At 67.8% G+C, this 17004-nt stretch carries 12 protein-coding genes; 6 read left to right on the plus strand and 6 right to left on the minus strand.

The window, feature by feature from the left end; genetic code table 11:
- Position 1 precedes the first annotated feature (1 nt).
- Entirely contained in the window at positions 2-1348 is a 1347-nt protein-coding gene (locus tag FHU31_RS22330) for an HNH endonuclease signature motif containing protein (RefSeq protein WP_167162542.1), read from the minus strand.
- 199 nt (positions 1349-1547) lie between these two features.
- On the opposite strand from FHU31_RS22330, the gene FHU31_RS22335 reads away from it, so the two are divergent.
- From FHU31_RS22335 to FHU31_RS22360, 6 genes are all read left to right on the plus strand, one after another.
- Entirely contained in the window at positions 1548-1940 is a 393-nt protein-coding gene (locus FHU31_RS22335; protein ID WP_167162544.1) for an NINE protein, read from the plus strand.
- A complete protein-coding gene (locus tag FHU31_RS22340; protein WP_167162546.1) occupies positions 1930-2325 on the plus strand; it encodes a DUF2752 domain-containing protein in 396 nt (131 codons plus the stop codon). Before FHU31_RS22335 ends, FHU31_RS22340 begins: the two co-directional genes overlap by 11 nt.
- Positions 2326-2405: 80 nt before the next feature.
- A complete protein-coding gene (gltB, locus tag FHU31_RS31635; RefSeq protein WP_167162548.1) occupies positions 2406-6962 on the plus strand; it encodes a glutamate synthase large subunit in 4557 nt (1518 codons plus the stop codon).
- Positions 6955-8469: a glutamate synthase subunit beta gene (locus FHU31_RS22350; RefSeq protein ID WP_167162550.1), complete on the plus strand. Its 1515-nt coding sequence runs from the start codon at positions 6955-6957 to the stop codon at positions 8467-8469. The genes gltB and FHU31_RS22350 overlap by 8 nt, the downstream gene beginning before the upstream one ends.
- 72 nt (positions 8470-8541) lie before the next feature.
- A complete protein-coding gene (gene pyk / locus FHU31_RS22355; protein ID WP_167162552.1) occupies positions 8542-9963 on the plus strand; it encodes a pyruvate kinase in 1422 nt (473 codons plus the stop codon).
- Between the two features lie 24 nt (positions 9964-9987).
- Complete coding sequence (locus tag FHU31_RS22360) at positions 9988-10851, plus strand: acyl-CoA thioesterase II (protein WP_167162554.1); 864 nt, start codon at positions 9988-9990, stop codon at positions 10849-10851.
- Here FHU31_RS22360 and FHU31_RS22365 read toward each other — a convergent pair.
- Genes FHU31_RS22365 through FHU31_RS22385 form a run of 5 tightly spaced genes read right to left on the minus strand, consistent with a single transcriptional unit; the run spans position 10848 to position 16968 of the window.
- Entirely contained in the window at positions 10848-11339 is a 492-nt protein-coding gene (locus FHU31_RS22365) for a DUF4190 domain-containing protein (RefSeq protein ID WP_167162556.1), read from the minus strand. The two genes, FHU31_RS22360 and FHU31_RS22365, sit on opposite strands and share 4 nt — an antisense overlap.
- Before the next feature lie 15 nt (positions 11340-11354).
- A complete protein-coding gene (locus FHU31_RS22370) occupies positions 11355-12863 on the minus strand; it encodes an ATP-binding cassette domain-containing protein (protein WP_337789562.1) in 1509 nt (502 codons plus the stop codon).
- Positions 12850-14448: a thiol reductant ABC exporter subunit CydD gene (cydD, locus tag FHU31_RS22375; RefSeq protein ID WP_167162982.1), complete on the minus strand. Its 1599-nt coding sequence runs from the start codon at positions 14446-14448 to the stop codon at positions 12850-12852. The genes FHU31_RS22370 and cydD overlap by 14 nt, the downstream gene beginning before the upstream one ends.
- A 20-nt stretch (positions 14449-14468) precedes the next feature.
- Positions 14469-15509, minus strand: a complete 1041-nt coding sequence (gene cydB, locus FHU31_RS22380) for a cytochrome d ubiquinol oxidase subunit II (protein WP_167162558.1) — start codon at positions 15507-15509, stop codon at positions 14469-14471.
- A 10-nt stretch (positions 15510-15519) separates the two neighbouring features.
- Positions 15520-16968: a cytochrome ubiquinol oxidase subunit I gene (locus tag FHU31_RS22385; RefSeq protein WP_167162560.1), complete on the minus strand. Its 1449-nt coding sequence runs from the start codon at positions 16966-16968 to the stop codon at positions 15520-15522.
- Positions 16969-17004: the final 36 nt, after the last annotated feature.

Consider the following 17004-nt stretch of genomic DNA (forward strand, 5'->3'; position numbering starts at 1 on the left):
ACTACTCGTCCAGGATGTGTTCGGGGTGGTGGTAGAGGTTGGTGCGGGCTTGGCCGGTGTCCAGTAGCGGTGGGGGGATCCATTCGACGGACCCGTCGGCGCGGATGACGGTGGTCCAGCCGCCGTCTGTGACCAGACGGTTGTGCGGGCCGCAGGCCAGCACCAGTTCGTCGATATCGGTGTGGCCGCCGTGCGCGAAATCCTGCACCGCGTGGTGGGTTTGGCAGCCATAGGCCGGGACCCGGCAGCCGGGGAAGGTGCAGCCCCGATCCCGGTAGGTGAGCACCAGACGCTGATCCACACTGGCGCAGCGTCGGGTCCGCCCGAAATACAGCGGCCGCCCGGTCACCTCATCGAACACCGCCAGACACAGCAAGGAGTGCGAGGCCAAACGGATGACCTCACGCATCGGCACCCGACTACCGGCCGCGGTCACCGCATGCCCGATCGCCTCGTCGAAGTCGGTGACGGTAGCACCGAGCACCACCGTGACCGGCAACCCGTTGTGCTCACCCAACTCACCCGACGCCAGGGCGTAGCGGGCGAGGGTGATCAACGCATCATGCTGACGCTGCCCCAGGCTGCGGGTGTCGGCGTCGATCGCCTCCTGCGACGGCGTGCCCTTGGTACACGGCCTCTGGTCGGCGGGGTTACACATCCCCGGCCCGGCGAGCTTGCCCAGCACCGGTTCCAGATACGCCCGGCCCTGCGCGGTCACGGTGCCATGAAAGTCACTGGTCCCGTCGGGGCGCTGCGGACCCAGCACGAACGTGCGGCGCTCCTCGGCCCGCTCGGCGTCCTCGTCAGCATTCGGGTCGGGCCCGTCCGGATCCAGCACCGCCAGCAGATGCTTGGCCAGCCGGCGCAGGGTGTCTGGATCATGGGCGCTGGCGTACCCGGCCAGCCGGGCCTCGGCATCGGCACGGGTCGGCTCATCCACCCGAAACGGAATCTTGCGCATCGTCGTGGTGATGATGCGGACATGCTCGCCGGTGATCTCCCCACGCGCCTGCGCAGCCGAGGTACCCGGATACACCGGCGCCAACCGCTCACCGGTCACCGTCCGCCGCGGCGCCAGCAGTTCCCCCTCGGTCAGACGGCGCCCAGCCTCCGTCGGGGACAGCCGCAACCGGATCCCCAACGCATCCTTCCAACTACGGGCACCTAGGTCGGCGGGGCTGGTTTGGGCTTTCACCGCCGCCATCACCCGATGCTGGATCGCCGGAATCTGCCGGTGCACCTGCTCCAGCGCTGTCTGGATGTCGAGGAGTTCGGTGACCGAGGCATCGTCGAAGACCGTGCCCGACAGCTTGTCGAGCACCGCCTCCAGATCGACCACACCCTCCATGACTCGAACACTAGTACGAACCACCGACACGATCAGACGTTATCCACAGCCCAACAAACCATCCACAGATCCCGAAAGACCTCTTGACAGAACAGAATTCGAGGACTTCGCACACAAAGAGCGCGGCCACCGCGGGCCCTTTCAGGGTTCATGTGCCGTGCTGCCCCGAAGTGACCGCGATCTCTGGCATCCTGAAGCCATGACCGATCAGCCGCCCTATGGTGTCGACCCGGGCAGCATCCCGCCGCCCCCGCCCGGAGCGGGCCCCTACCCACCGCCGTATCCACCCCCGGCCTACCCGGGTGCGTACTACGACCCGGCCGCGCCGTACGGCCGGCACCCGCTCACCGGCGAGCCCTTCTCGGACAAATCAAAGGTGGTGGCCGGCCTGCTGCAGCTCCTCGGGCTGTTCGGCCTGGTCGGTATCGGCCGCATGTACCTGGGTTACACGGGCCTGGGCATCGCCCAGCTGCTGGTCGGGCTCGTCACCTGCGGCTTGGGCGCGGTGATCTGGGGCATCGTCGACGCCATCCTCCTGCTCACCGACAAGGTCCGCGACCCGCAGGGCCGCCCGCTGCGCGATGGCACTTAAGACCGCCCAGTACAGCGCGATCGGCACCGGCGCGGTGCTGGCCGGAAGTCTGCTGTATATCGGTCTGGCCGACCCGCACCGGCCGGGGTTCCTGTTTCCCGGCTGCCCGTTCAGGATGCTGACCGGCCTCAACTGTCCGGCCTGTGGCGGGCTGCGGATGACCCACGATCTGTTGACCGGCAATGTCGGCGCTGCGGTCGTGGACAACGTCTTCCTGCTCGTCGGGCTACCGATATTGCTCACCTGGCTGGTGGTGCGGTGGCGCCGCGGCCAGAAGTTGATGCCCACCGCGGCCACGGTGACGGTGGTCGCCGCCGCCGCACTCTGGACGGTCGTGCGTAACTGGCCGGGGTTCCCGCTGGTCCCCACGTTTATCGGTGTGTAGACAGGTGTCTGCGCTGATACACTGACATTTCGGGCCGACGCAGTCCCTCGACAACTTCTCGAAGACTGCGAGGTAGTCAGTTGCTGTTCTCGGCACTTCCCAAAGCACAGGGTCTGTACGACCCGGACAACGAGTCCGATTCGTGTGGCGTCGCCATGATCGCCGACATTCGCGGACGTCGTACCCACGGCATCGTCTCCGACGGCCTGACAGCTTTGGAACATCTCGAACACCGCGGCGCGGCCGGTGCCGAGCCCAACAGCGGTGACGGTGCCGGCATCCTGCTGCAGCTGCCGGTGGAACTGCTCGGCGCGGTGGTCGATTTCGCGTTACCCGCACCGAACGCGAACGGTGAGAACACCTTCGCCGCCGGTATCTGCTTCCTGCCGCAGGATCCGGTCGAGCGCACGGCCGCCCGCGACCGCATCGAGACCCTCGCCGCCGAGGAAGGCCTGGAAGTGCTCGGCTGGCGCGACGTTCCGGTCGATCCGGCCGGTGCCGATGTCGGCACCACAGCGGTCAGCTGCATGCCGTACATGTCGCAGCTGTTCGTCGCGGCACCTGAGCGTGCCGGCACCCGGCTAGGCGGCCTGGACCTGGACCGGCGGGTCTACCCGCTGCGCAAGCGCGCCGAGGCGGGGGACGTCTACTTCCCGTCGCTGTCCAGCCGCACCATGGCCTACAAGGGCATGCTCACCACCATGCAGCTGCCGCAGTTCTTTCCGGACCTGCGCGACGAACGGTGCACCAGTGCCATCGCCATCGTGCACAGCCGCTTCTCCACCAACACCTTCCCGTCCTGGCCCCTGGCGCACCCGTTCCGATTCGTCGCCCACAACGGCGAGATCAACACCGTCCGCGGCAACCGGAACCGCATGCACGCCCGCGAGGCCAAACTCGCCAGCGCCCTCATTCCCGGTGACCTGAGCCGGCTTTCGCCCATCTGCTCCCGCGACGGTTCGGACTCCGCGTCATTCGACCAGGTGCTCGAGCTGCTGCACCTGGGCGGGCGCAGCCTGCCGCACGCGGTGCTGATGATGATCCCCGAGGCGTGGGAGAACAACACCACGATGAGCCCGCAGCGCCGGGCCTTCTGGCAGTTCCACGCGTCGCTGATGGAGCCATGGGACGGTCCGGCCTGTGTCACGTTCACCGACGGCACCGTCGTCGGTGCGGTACTGGATCGCAACGGATTACGGCCCGGGCGCTGGTGGCGGACCATGGACGATCGCATCATCCTGGCCAGTGAGAGCGGTGTGCTCGACATCCCCAGCGGTGAAGTGGTGGCCAAGGGACGCCTCGAGCCCGGCAAGATGTTCCTGATCGACACGGCGGCCGGCCGCATCGTGTCCGATGACGAGATCAAGGATCAGATGGCCTCAGCCGAGGCGTACGGCGAGTGGTTGCATTCCGGTCTGCTCGATCTGAGCACCCTGCCCGATCGCGTTCGGGTGCAACCGAATCACGAGTCTGTGGTACGCCGTCAGGTGTCCTTCGGGTACACCGAGGAAGAGTTGCGCATCCTGCTCACCCCGATGGCGGCCTCCGGCGGTGAACCACTCGGCTCGATGGGTACCGATACCCCGACCGCGGTGCTCTCACAGCGGTCCCGGTTGCTCTACGACTACTTCGTGGAACTGTTCGCGCAGGTCACCAACCCGCCGCTGGATGCCATTCGGGAGGCGGTCGTCACGTCCATGGGACGGGTCATGGGTCCCGAGCAGAACCTGCTGGAGCCGAGCGCGGCCTCGGTGCGCCAGATCATGCTGGGCTGGCCGGTGCTCGACAACGACGAGCTCAACAAGATCGTGCACATCAACGACGACGGTGAACATCCTGGCCTGCGGACCGCGGTGCTGCGCGCCCTCTACGACGTCGAACGCGGTGGCGAGGGCCTAGCCGAGGCGCTGGAGGACCTGCGCGCCCGGGCTTGCGAAGCGATCGCGAAAGGTGCTCGCACACTGGTGATCTCGGACCGCGACTCCGACCACACCAAGGCGCCCATCCCGTCGCTGTTGGCGGTCTCGGCGGTGCATCACCACCTGGTCCGCACCAAGGAACGCACCGGGGTCGGACTGGTGGTGGAAAGCGGTGACGCCCGCGAGGTTCACCACATCGCCATGCTCATCGGTTTCGGTGCCGCCGCGGTCAACCCGTACCTGGCCTTCGAATCCATCGAGGACCTGATCCGCGAGGGTGAACTGACCGGTATCGAGCCGGCCACCGCGGTACGCAACTACCTCAAGGCGCTCGGCAAGGGCGTCATGAAGGTGATGAGCAAGATGGGCATCTCGACGGTGGCGTCGTACACCGGCGCCCAGGCGTTCGAGGCCATCGGTATCGACCGTGAGGTCATCGATGAGTACTTCACCGGGACGCCGATGCAACTCGGCGGTGTCGGACTGGACGTGCTCGCCGAAGAGGTTCGATTCCGGCATCGTCGTGCCTACCCGGAGAACCCCACCGAGCGGGCCCACCGGCGGTTGTCGGTGGGCGGTGAGTACCAGTTCCGCCGGGACGGCGAACTGCACCTCTTCACGCCGGAAGTGGTTTTCCTGCTGCAGCATTCGACCCGTACCGGCCGCAGTGACGTCTTCGCCCAGTACTCGGAGGAAGTGAACCGGCTCAACCGCGAGGGCGGCGCGCTGCGCGGGCTGTTCGAGTTCAAGAAGGGCGTGCGGCCGCCGGTGGCGCTGGAGGAGGTCGAACCCGTCGAGTCGATCGTGGCCCGGTTCAACACCGGGGCGATGAGCTATGGGTCGATCTCGGCGGAGGCGCACGAGACCATGGCCATCGCGATGAACAACATCGGTGGCCGGTCTAACTCCGGTGAGGGCGGCGAGGATGTCGACCGGCTGTACGACCCGAAGCGGCGCAGTGCGGTCAAACAGGTGGCCTCGGGCCGGTTCGGGGTCACCAGCGACTACCTGGTGAACGCCACCGACATCCAGATCAAGATGGCCCAAGGCGCCAAACCCGGTGAAGGTGGCCAGCTTCCGGGCTACAAGGTGTATCCGAACGTCGCCAAGACCCGGCATTCCACACCGGGAGTGGGTCTCATCTCCCCGCCGCCGCACCACGACATCTACTCGATCGAGGATCTGGCGCAGCTCATCCACGATCTGAAGAACGCCAACGACCAGGCCCGCATCCACGTCAAGCTGGTCAGCTCGGTCGGTGTCGGCACGGTCGCCGCCGGGGTGTCCAAGGCGCATGCCGATGTGGTGCTGATCTCCGGTTATGACGGCGGCACCGGTGCGGCGCCACTGACCAGCCTCAAGCATGCGGGCGCGCCATGGGAGATCGGCTTGGCCGACACTCAGCAGACGTTGGTGCTCAACGGTTTACGTGACCGCATCACCGTGCAGTGCGACGGCGGGATGCGCACTGCCCGCGATGTCATGGTCGCGGCGCTGCTCGGGGCCGAGGAGTACGGTTTCGCGACCGCGCCCCTGGTCGTCGCGGGCTGCATCATGATGCGCGTCTGTCACCTCGACACCTGTCCGGTGGGTGTGGCCACCCAGAACCCTGAACTGCGGGCCCGGTTCAACGGCAAGCCGGAGTTCGTGGAGAACTTCTTCCGGTTCATCGCCCAGGACATCCGTGCCTATCTCGCCGAGCTCGGGTTCCGCAGCCTCGACGAGGCGATCGGCCGGGTGGAGATGCTCGACACCGCGCAGGGCGTGGCGCACTGGAAGAGCCGCGGCCTGGATCTGAGTCCGATCTTCGTGCAGCCGACCGACGCGCACGGCGCCAAGCTGCCCCAGCGCCGACGGCTGCGGGATCAGGATCACGGTCTGGATCAGGCGCTCGATCAGACGCTGATCCAGCTCGCCGAGGGGGCGTTGGAGGATGCCCACCCGGTCCGGCTGGAGCTGCCGGTGCGCAACGTCAACCGCACCGTGGGCACCCTGCTCGGCGCGGAGGTGACGCGGCGCTACGGTGCCACCGGTCTGCCCGACGACACCATCCATGTCACCCTCACCGGGTCGGCGGGGCAGTCGATCGGCGCGTTCCTGCCGCCCGGGGTCACCCTCGAACTCGTCGGTGATGCCAACGACTATGTGGGCAAAGGCCTTTCCGGTGGACGGGTGATCGTCCGGCCACCGGATGACGTGCTGTTCCTGCCCGAGGACAACGTGATCGCCGGCAACACGCTGGTGTTCGGCGCCACCTCGGGTGAGGTGTTCCTGCGGGGACGGGCAGGGGAGCGGTTCTGCGCCCGCAACTCCGGTGCGCTGGCGGTCGTGGAGGGCGTGGGCGATCACGCCTGCGAGTACATGACCGGCGGCCGCGTGGTGGTGCTCGGCGACACCGGCCGCAACATGGCGGCCGGGATGTCCGGCGGGATCGCGTTCGTCCTGGGTCTGGATCCGGCGAAGGTGAACCCCGAAATGGTCGAACTGCAGCAGCTCGAACCCGAAGACCTGACCTGGTTGCACGAGGTGGTCGCCCGGCATGCCCAGTTCACCGACAGCACGGTGGCGCGGTCACTGCTCTCGGACTGGCCCCGGCGCAGCGCCGAGTTCACCAAGGTCATGCCGACCGACTACCAGCGTGTCCTGCAGGCCACCCGGATGGCGAAAGCCGAAGGGCGCGACGTGGATACCGCGATCATGGAGGCTAGCCGTGGCTGATCCCACCGGATTCCTGAAAGTCACCAAACGCGAAGCGGCCAAACGCTCCGTCGATGAGCGCGTCGGCGACTGGCGCGAGGTCTATGAGTCGCAGGAGCCACGCAAGCGGGCCGCCGAGGTGTCCCAGCAGGCGCGGCGCTGCATGGACTGCGGTATCCCGTTCTGCCACTCCGGCACCGCGGGATGTCCGTTGGGCAATCTCATCCCGGAATGGAACGACCTGGTGCGCCGCGGCAGGTGGGATGCTGCCAGTGACCGGCTGCACGCCACCAACAACTTCCCGGAATTCACCGGGCGGTTGTGCCCGGCGCCCTGTGAGGCGGCGTGCGTGCTGTCCATCTCCGACGAGCAGACCGGCGGCAGCGTCACCATCAAACGGATCGAGCAGACGATCGTCGACCAGGCCTGGCTGGCCGGCACCGTGGAACCGCAGCCCTCGGCCATCTCGACCGGTAAGAGCGTCGCGGTCGTCGGGTCGGGTCCTGCGGGTCTCGCTGCGGCGCAACAGCTCACCCGGGCCGGCCATCACGTCACCGTGTACGAACGCGATGACCGGATCGGCGGGCTCATGCGGTACGGCATTCCGGAGTACAAACTGGAGAAGTCGACGCTCAACCAGCGCCTGACCCAGATGCGGGCCGAGGGAACGCGTTTCGTCACCGACTGCGAGGTGGGTGTCGACCTGACGGTGGACCGCCTGCGCGCGGAGTACGACGCCGTGGTGCTCGCGGTGGGTGCGTTGCGCGCGCGCGACAACCAGGTCGAGGGCCGTCATCTGGACGGGGTGCACCTCGCGATGGAGCACCTGGTGCCGGCCAACAAGGAGTGTGAGGGCGACGGCGCCTCGGAGCTGTCCGCGGCGGGCAAGCATGTGGTGATCATCGGCGGCGGGGACACCGGTGCGGACTGTCTGGGCACCGCCCATCGCCAGGGCGCGATCTCGGTGACCCAGCTCGACTACAACCCGGAACCACCGGAACTCCGTGACGAATCCGTGAGCCCGTGGCCGACCTGGCCACTGGTGCTGCGGACCTCACCGGCGCATGCCGAGGGCGGGGCGCGGCGGTTCGAGGTCGCCGTGCAGCGCTTCATCGGTGACGGGGCCGACGGCACCACGGGCAATCTGCGCGCCATGGAGATCGCCGAGGTCAAGGTCGAACGCGACGAGAATGGGCGCCGGATCATCACACCGGTCGGTGAGGCGATGGAGATCCCGTGCGATCTGGCGCTGCTGGCGATCGGATTCGAGGGCGTCGAACACATGGCCCTGCTGGACGGCCTGGACCTGTCGCTGACCAGACGTGGCACCGTGTCATGCGGTTCGGACTGGCAGACGGACGCGCCCGGGGTGTTCGTCTGCGGGGACGCCCACCGCGGGGCCTCGCTGATCGTGTGGGCCATCGCCGAGGGGCGCAGCGCCGCGCATGCGGTCGACGCGTTCCTGATGGGGGAGTCGGATCTGCCCGCGCCGGTGCGACCGGGAACCCTGCCTCTGGCCGTCGTGTGAGACGCGTGTGAGACGCGTGTGAGACTCCGTCTGAATGGTCATCTGAATCGATCATGACTATGCTCACGTGACGTGAATAGACGCGGAAAGATCGTCTGTACCCTCGGCCCGGCGACGGGCACCGAGGAGATGGTGAAGGCCCTGGTCGAAGCCGGAATGGACGTCGCGCGGCTGAACTTCAGCCACGGCGAGCACTCCGATCACGAAGGCAACTACAGGCGGGTCCGGGCGGCCTCGGACGCCGCCGGTCGAGCGGTCGGCATCCTCGCCGACCTGCAGGGACCCAAGATCCGGCTGGGCCGGTTCGCCACCGGTGCCACGTTGTGGCAGGCCGGTGAGACCATCCGAATCACCGTCGAGGACTTCATGGGCACCCACGACCGGGTGTCCACCACGTACAAGCAGCTGGCCAATGACGCCTCTCCCGGCGACCGGCTGCTGGTCGACGACGGCAACGTCGGCCTCGTGGTCGAGCATGTCGACGGCAACGACGTGGTCTGCACCGTCACCGAGGGCGGTCGCGTCAGCAACAACAAGGGCCTCTCGCTGCCCGGGATGAACGTCTCGGTGCCCGCGCTGTCCGAGAAGGACATCGCCGATCTGGAGTTCGCGCTCAACCTCGGCGTCGACCTGATCGCGCTGTCCTTCGTGCGGTCTCCGGCCGATATCGAGCTGGTGCACGAGGTGATGGACCGGGTCGGGCGCCGCGTCCCCGTCATCGCCAAGCTGGAGAAGCCCGAGGCCGTCGACAACCTGGAGGCCATCGTGCTGGCCTTCGACGCGATCATGGTGGCCCGCGGTGACCTGGGTGTCGAGCTCCCACTGGAAGAGGTGCCGCTGGTACAGAAGCGCGCCATCCAGATGGCCCGCGAGAACGCCAAACCCGTCATCGTCGCGACCCAGATGCTGGAGTCGATGATCGACCACTCGCGACCCACCCGCGCGGAGGCGTCCGACGTCGCCAACGCCGTGCTGGACGGTGCGGACGCCGTCATGCTCTCGGGTGAGACCTCGGTGGGCAAATACCCGCTGGAGACGGTGCGCACCATGGCTCGCATCGTCGCCGCGGTCGAGGACAACTCGACGGCGGTGCCGCAGCTCACCCACACGCCGCGCACCAAGCGGGGCGTCATCTCCTACGCCGCACGCGATATCGGCGAGCGTCTCGACGCCAAGGCGCTGGTCGCCTTCACCCAGTCCGGTGACACCGTGCGCCGGCTGGCCCGGTTGCACACCCCGCTGCCGCTGCTGGCGTTCACCCCGCTGCCCGAGGTGCGCAGCCAGCTCGCCCTGACCTGGGGCACCGAGACGTTTATCGTCCCGCACATGCAGACCACCGACGACATGATCAAGCAGGTCGACGAGTCGCTGCTGGGGCTGGGCCGCTACAAGCGCGGTGACCTGGTGGTCATCGTCGCAGGTGCCCCGCCAGGCACAGTAGGCTCGACCAACCTGATCCATGTGCACCGGATCGGCGAGGACGACCACGCATAGGGTGTAGAGAAACCAGGGGGACTTTTGTCGGCAGAGCACCTTCAGGAACTGCTGACGGTCCTTGATCTCACCCGGGTGGGCGAGGATGCGTTCACCGGAACGCATCCGAGCCTCAACCCCGTTCGCACGTTCGGCGGCCAGATGATGGCGCAGGCGTTCGTCGCGGCCAGCCGCACGGTGCCCGAACACCTGCCGCCGACCACGTTGTCGATGCACTTCATCGCGGGCGGCGATCCGGCCAAAGATCTGGAATTCCAGGTCGTTCGGTTGCGTGACGAACGGCGGTTCGCCAATCGCCGCGTGGATGTCACCCAGGACGGGGTACTGCTGGGCACCGCCCTGGTGTCACATCTGGCCGGTGGCCGCGGACTCGAGCACAACGTTCCGCTGCCCGACGTGCCGCATCCGGCGACCCTGCCCACCATCGACGACTTGCTGATCGGCTACGAGGAGACGGTGCCGCTGTTCGTCGCCGCACTGAAACCCATCCAGTGGCGGTACACGAACGACCCGGCGTGGGTGATGCGCGACAAAGGCGACCGGTTGGAGCACAACCGGGTCTGGCTGACCGCCGACGGTCCGATGCCCGACGATCCGGTGCTGCATGCCGCGGCGCTGGTGTATTCGTCGGACACCACGGTGTTGGACCCGATCATCACCCGGCACGGCCTGTCCTGGGGTTTCGATCGGATCTTCGCGGTGACGATGAACCACACGGTGTGGTTCCACCAGCCGGTGCGGTTCGACGAGTGGATGCTGTACGCCACATCGTCGCCGGTGGCGGCCGACTCGCGTGGCCTGAGCAACGGCCACTTCTTCCGCGGCGACGGTCAGATCGTGGCGACGGTCATGCAGGAAGGCATCATCAAGTACTTCCCGCCTCGCTAGGGCGTGGGCGTGATCGTCACTCCGTAGTCCGTCTCGATCTTGTCGCGCATGTTGCTCTCACACTGCAACTGGGCGGCCCGGTCGTTGCCGGCCTTCTGCATGCAGTCCACGTAGTCACCGACGCCCAGCTGGGAGAAGAAGCCGATCCAGACCGGGATGAACACCAGCCCGAGCACGATCGCCAAGGCGCCCAGCACGATTCCGGAGAGCGCCAGCCCGCCGTTGGTGGCCTCGCCGCGTTTGACGCGACCCCGTGCCGCGAACCCGATGATCAGGGCGACCAGCCCGAGGATGATGCCGCCCGCGATGGTCCAGGAGAACAACAGTCCCACGACGGCCAGGATCAGTGCGGTGATACCGAGTCCGTTACGCGGACCGATCGGTGGCGGGCCGTAGCCGGCGTAGGGCTGCGGGGGAGGCGGGGGATAGGGGCCCTGGCCCGGATACTGCTCGCCGTACTGTCCGCCGTACGGCCCATAGGAGCTCATGGATGGTGAGGGTACTCACTGAACCGGTGTGCCGCGTAACTTCACCGTCGGAGCGCCGATGTCCGCGGGCAGGTGGTGCGTGGCGACGACGACGGTGCGCTCGCGTGCGAACAGTTCACCGGGGGTGAGCAATCCGCGCAGCAACCGGTCGCTGTCGGCCTCGTCCAGGTGCTCGGTCGGCTCATCGAGCAGCACGACGGGGAAGTCCGAGATCAACGCGCGGGCCAACAGCAGGCGTCGGCGCTGTCCGGCGGAGACGGCCGCCGCGCCGCCGGTCAGGATGGTGCTCAGCCCGTCGGGCAGCTGGTCGAGCCACTCCCGAAGTCCCACCCTGTCCAGTGCCGCCAGCAGTTCCCCATCGGTCGCATCCCCGCGGGCCACCAACAGGTTGTCCCGCACGGTGGTGTCGAACAGGTGCGCGTCTTCGGCGAAAAATGCTGCAGTCAGGGGACTCTCGGGATATTCGTCGGCAATTCTCATGAGCATGGTGGTCTTTCCGCATCCGCTCGGGCCCACCACGGCCAGCCGGCCGCCGGGTTCCAGCTCCACCTCCGGGGTAGCGGGCCGCTGCCGGCCGTCGCGAACCGGCGCGACGATATCGCCGATCCGGCCGGCTGCCAGCCGGGCGCGCACCAGGGCCACGGCTGCGGCCGGAAGTGCGGTGGTCGCCTCGAATGCCGACAACGGCACCAGCATGAGGATGGCCAGCGTGGTCGGTGCGGTGACCGGGGCCAGGGTGATGCCGATAAAAGCCGCGGCCAGGACCGCCGCGCCGACGGCCGCGGTGGTCGCCGCGGCGGCCAGGGCGGCGGGCGCCGCCGAGCGGTCCAGTTCGCGGCCCCAATCCCGTTGCCGCCGCTCGGATTCGGCGATCACCTCAGGGAGCCGGCCGCACACCCGCAATTCGGCGGCGTGTTCCAGGGCGAGGACGGCGGCGGTATCGCGAGCGCTGTGCTGGTCGGCGGCGAGCTGTTCGGCGGCGTTCGACGCCTGGGCCGCCAGCCACGGCGCCAGCACCCCGGCCACCAGCAAGCAGCCGGCCAGCACCGCTGCGGCAGCGGGCGAGATCAGTCCGATGATCGTGATCCCGGCCGCCGACAGCAGTACCGCGACACAGATCGGCAGCACCGCCCGCACCAACACATCGGCGAGTTCGTCGACCGAACTGCCCAGGCGCGCCACCAATTCGCCGCTGTGCAATCGCAGGGCGGTGTCCTGTGGCAATTGGGTCAGCCGCCGGTACAGGCCGGCCCGGGCGTGGCCGGCCGAGCGCAGCGCGACGTCGTGGATGGCCAGCCGTTCGCAGTAGCTGAACACGCCCCGCGAAATGCCCAGTGCACGCACGGCGACCACCGCGACGCTGAGATCCAGCACCGGCGGCATCTGCCAGGCCCGGGTGATCAGCCAGGCCGACACCGTCGCCAGGGCCAGCGCGCTGCCCAGGGCGAGGGTGCCGAACAGCACGGCCAGGGCCAGCCGCGGCAATCGCGGCCGCAGCAGGCCCAGCACGTCACGAGGGGACACTCAGGGCACCTCCCACGGTGACCACCTGGTCGGCCACGGCGAGTACCGGCGTCCGATGGGCGATCACCAGCACGGTGGCACCCTGTCGGGCGCGCTCCGTGATCGCCTCCAGTACCCGGCTTTCGGTTCCGGCGTCCAGGTGCGCGGTCGGTTCGTCGAGCAGCAGCACGGGCGCGGTCGATCCCAGTGCGCGCGCCAGGCCCAGCCGCTGCCGCTGTCCCAGCGACAGCCCCGCCCCGCCGCGCCCGATCACCGTGTCCAGGCCGTCGGGCAGGACGGCGAGAACATCGTCGAAACCCGCCGCGCGGCAGGCCTTGTCGATATCGGCCAGCGGTCCGAACAGTTCCAGGTTGCTCCGCACCGTCCCGGGCAGCAGGACCGGTCGCTGTGGCAGCCAACAGACCTGCGGCCACCACGTCGGCAGGTCGGCGTCGGCGATATCGGTGTCGCCGATGAGCACCCGGCCCGACGAGGCCGGGGACAGTCCCAGAATCACCTCGAAGGTGGTGGACTTCCCGCTGCCGTTGGGCCCGGTGAGCACGGTCACCTCACCCGGAATCGCGGTGGCGCTCAGCCGGTCCGGTGCCGGGCCGTCGCGCCTGACGACGGTCAGTTCGTCCAGCTGGATGATGCCGGCGTGCGGGGTGAGGTGCCCAGGGGTGCGTTCGGGAGCGGCAACTTGCAGGCGCAGCGCCGCGTCGGCTGCGGTCTTACCGTCCTGCGCGGCGTGGAACTGGACACCCACCCGGCGCAACGGCCAGAACACCTCGGGGGCCAGCAGCAGTGCGGTCAGCCCGGCGGCTAACGTCACCTCACCGAACACCAACCGCAGTCCCACACTGACGGCGACCAGTGCGACGCCCAGGGTCGCGAGCAGTTCCAGGACGGCGGCCGACAGGAAGGCGATTCGCAGGGTGGCCATCGCCGAACGGCGATGCGCGGCAGCCAGTTCGGCGATCCGATGGGTCGGCCCGCCGGCCCGGCCCAGGGCGCGCAGGGTGGGGATCCCGGCGACCAGGTCGAGCAGCCGGGACTGCAGCGTCGTCATCGCCGCCAGCGCCGCCGCCGAGCGATCCGCGGTGAGCCGGCCGATGAGGATCATGAACAGTGGGATGAGTGGCAGTGCGATCGCGACGATGACGGCGGCCTGCAGATCGGCGACGGCGATCACGATCACCGTGAGTGGCGTGAGGATCCCGGCCAGTACCGCCGCGGGCAGATACCCGGTGAAGTACGGGCGCAGCCCATCCAGCCCGCGGGTGAGGATCACCGCGGCCTCGTCGCGGACCGAGGTCAGCTCGTGCGGGGCTCGGGCGGTCACCGAGCGCAACACCTCGGCGCTGAGTTCGCCGATCACCGCCGTCGCGGCCCGCTGGCTGAGCCGGGCCTGTAGCCAGGATCCGGCGGTGCGCACGGCCCACAGCCCGGCCAGGATCAGTAGTTGCCCCGACCAGTGCGCGACGGTTCGCGACGTCGGGTCGGTGATCACCCCGGCCACCAGATGGGCGAGCACCCAGGCCGACGCCACGGTGGCACCGCCGATCAGCACCCCGCACGCCGCCGATGCGACGAGGTAGCGCCGCATGGCGGGGGAGGATCGGAGTGTCACGGCAGGCGCGGTGACAGTCCCGCGGGGTCGGGGATGCGGTCGGCCGAGATGCGCTGCCGGAACACCCAATAGGTCCAGGCCTGGTAGGCGATGACCAGGGGGGTGACCAACACCGCGGCCCAACTCATGATGGTCAGCGTGTAGGGCGTCGACGAGGCGTTGTGGATGGTCAGGCTCCACGCCGGATCCAGGGTGGAGGGAATGAGATTCGGGTACAGGCAGCCGAATATGAGCACCACCACCGAGGCGATCACCGTGGCCGTGGCCGCGAATGCCCAGCCGTCCCCACCGCGACTCCACACCAGCATGACCGCGCCCAGCTGTGCCACCACGGCGATACCGAGCACCAGCCAGGTCCAGTCCTTGCCGTACGCCAGCTGAGTCCACAGGCCGAAGCCGGCGACGATCACCGTGACGGGCAGAGCAAGCCGGATGGTGAACTTGGTCGCGTCATCACGCACGGCGCCTTCGGTTTTCAGCGCGAGGAACACCGCCCCGTGGAACAGGAACAGGCCGCATGTCGCCAGCCCGCCGAGCAGGGTGTACGGGTTCAGGGCGTCGCTGACGGAGAGGTGGATCTGATGGTCGGCATCCACCGGCAGACCCCGCAGCAGCATGGCGAAGGCGACGCCCCAGAGCAGCGCGGGCACCCATGATCCGACGGCGATGCCGATGTCGGCCCAGCGCCGCCAATTCGGATCGTTGATCTTCCCGCGCCATTCGATGGCGCAGATGCGCATGATCATCGACAGCAGGATGGCCAGCAACGGCAGGTACAGGCCGGAGAACATGGTGGCGTACATACCGGGGAAGGCCGCGAACATCGCCCCGCCCGCGGTGATCAGCCATACCTCGTTGCCATCCCAGACCGGGCCGATGGTGTTGAGGACTGCGCGGCGGTGCTTTTCGGGGTCACCTGACGAAGCTCGCCCGAAGAGTGCCATCAGCATCCCGACGCCGAAGTCGAAACCCTCCAGCACCAGGAAGCCGATGAACAGCACGGCCAGGATGATGAACCAGAACGTCTGCAGGTCCATGGTGCACCTCCTAGTAGGCGAACGACAGCGGCGCGACATCGTCCTCGCCGGGTGGTGTGGGTGGGACGGGTTCGCTGTCGTGCTCGAGCGGTCCTTCGACGACGTAACGCCGGAGCAGGAAGAACCAGATCACCGCGAGCGCCGCGTAGAGCGCGGTGAACAGGATCAGCGACAGCCAGACCGTGGCCGCGGAGTTGTGGGACACCCCTTGTTGCACGGTGAGCCGCACCAGCTGGTCGCCGGTGGGGTTGGGTGCCACCACCCAGGGCTGTCGGCCCATCTCGGTGAACACCCAGCCGGCGCTGTTGGCCAGGAACGGGGTGGGCAGGGTGAGCAGTGCGAACCACGCGAACCAGCGTTGCCGCGGTATTCGGCCGCCCCTGGTGAGCCACAACGCGGTGAGTGCGAAGAGCATGGGCACCGCCAGGAATCCGATCATCGCGCGGAAAGACCAGTAGGTGACGAACAGGTTCGGCCGGTAGTCACCGGGACCGAACCTCTCCTGGTAGCTGTCCTGCAGATCCTTGACGCCCTCCAGCTTGACGCCGGTGAACTTGCCTTCGGCCAGGAACGGCAGCACATAGGGCACCTCGATGAGGTGAGTGACGCTGTCGCAGTTGTTGTGCGTGCCGACGGTGAGGACGGAGAACTTCGGGTCGATTTCGGTGTGGCACAACGATTCCGCCGACGCCATCTTCATCGGCTGTTGTTGGAACATCAGCTTGCCCTGGGCGTCACCGGTGAAGAACAGGCCGGCCGCGGAGACGAAGGCGATGAGACAGCCCAGGATGGTTGCCGGGCGATACATCGTGCGTGCGTCATCCGAGTCGGGGGTGCGCACCATCCACCATGCGCACACCCCGGCCACGAAGGTTCCGGCCACCAGGAACGATCCGGCAACGGCGTGCGGGAACGCCGCCCATGCCGTGTTGTTGGTGAACAGGGCGCTGATGCTGGTCAATTCGGCGCGGCCGGTCTCGGGGTTGTAATGCGCGCCGACCGGGTGCTGCATGAACGAGTTGGCCGCGATGATGAAGAACGCCGAGGCGTTCACGGCGATGGCGACGATCCAGATACAGGCCAGGTGCACCAGGCGGGGCAGCCTGGACCAGCCGAAGATCCACAGCCCGAGGAAGGTCGATTCGAAGAAGAAGGCGACCAGGCCCTCCAGGGCCAGCGGTGCCCCGAACACGTCGCCGACGAATCGGGAGTACTCGCTCCAGTTCATCCCGAACTGGAACTCCTGGACGATGCCGGTGGCCACGCCCAGGGCGAAGTTGATCAGGAACAGCTTCCCGAAAAACCTGGTGAGTCGGTACCACGCGGTGTTTCCGGTGAGGACCCACACCGTCTGCATCACCGCGATGAGCGGGGCAAGCCCGATCGTGAGCGGGACGAAGATGAAGTGGTAGACGGTCGTGATCCCGAACTGCCAACGCGACACATCTAGCGCATCCATGTGCACCACCTCCCCGGGCTGCGGGTATCTCTACGG

It is taken from the genome of Mycolicibacterium fluoranthenivorans, assembly GCF_011758805.1.
In the GTDB taxonomy this organism is placed as follows: domain Bacteria; phylum Actinomycetota; class Actinomycetes; order Mycobacteriales; family Mycobacteriaceae; genus Mycobacterium; species Mycobacterium fluoranthenivorans.

Bases quoted from the DNA above. Each gene is read 5' to 3' on its own strand.
- FHU31_RS22385 (WP_167162560.1), bottom strand. From the start codon at position 16,968: ATGGATGCGCTAGATGTGTCGCGTTGGCAGTTCGGGATCACGACCGTC.
- cydD (WP_167162982.1), bottom strand. From the start codon at position 14,448: ATGCGGCGCTACCTCGTCGCATCGGCGGCGTGCGGGGTGCTGATCGGC.
- FHU31_RS22340 (WP_167162546.1), top strand. From the start codon at position 1,930: ATGGCACTTAAGACCGCCCAGTACAGCGCGATCGGCACCGGCGCGGTG.
- FHU31_RS22365 (WP_167162556.1), bottom strand. From the start codon at position 11,339: ATGAGCTCCTATGGGCCGTACGGCGGACAGTACGGCGAGCAGTATCCG.
- FHU31_RS22335 (WP_167162544.1), top strand. From the start codon at position 1,548: ATGACCGATCAGCCGCCCTATGGTGTCGACCCGGGCAGCATCCCGCCG.
- cydB (WP_167162558.1), bottom strand. From the start codon at position 15,509: ATGGACCTGCAGACGTTCTGGTTCATCATCCTGGCCGTGCTGTTCATC.
- FHU31_RS22330 (WP_167162542.1), bottom strand. From the start codon at position 1,348: ATGGAGGGTGTGGTCGATCTGGAGGCGGTGCTCGACAAGCTGTCGGGC.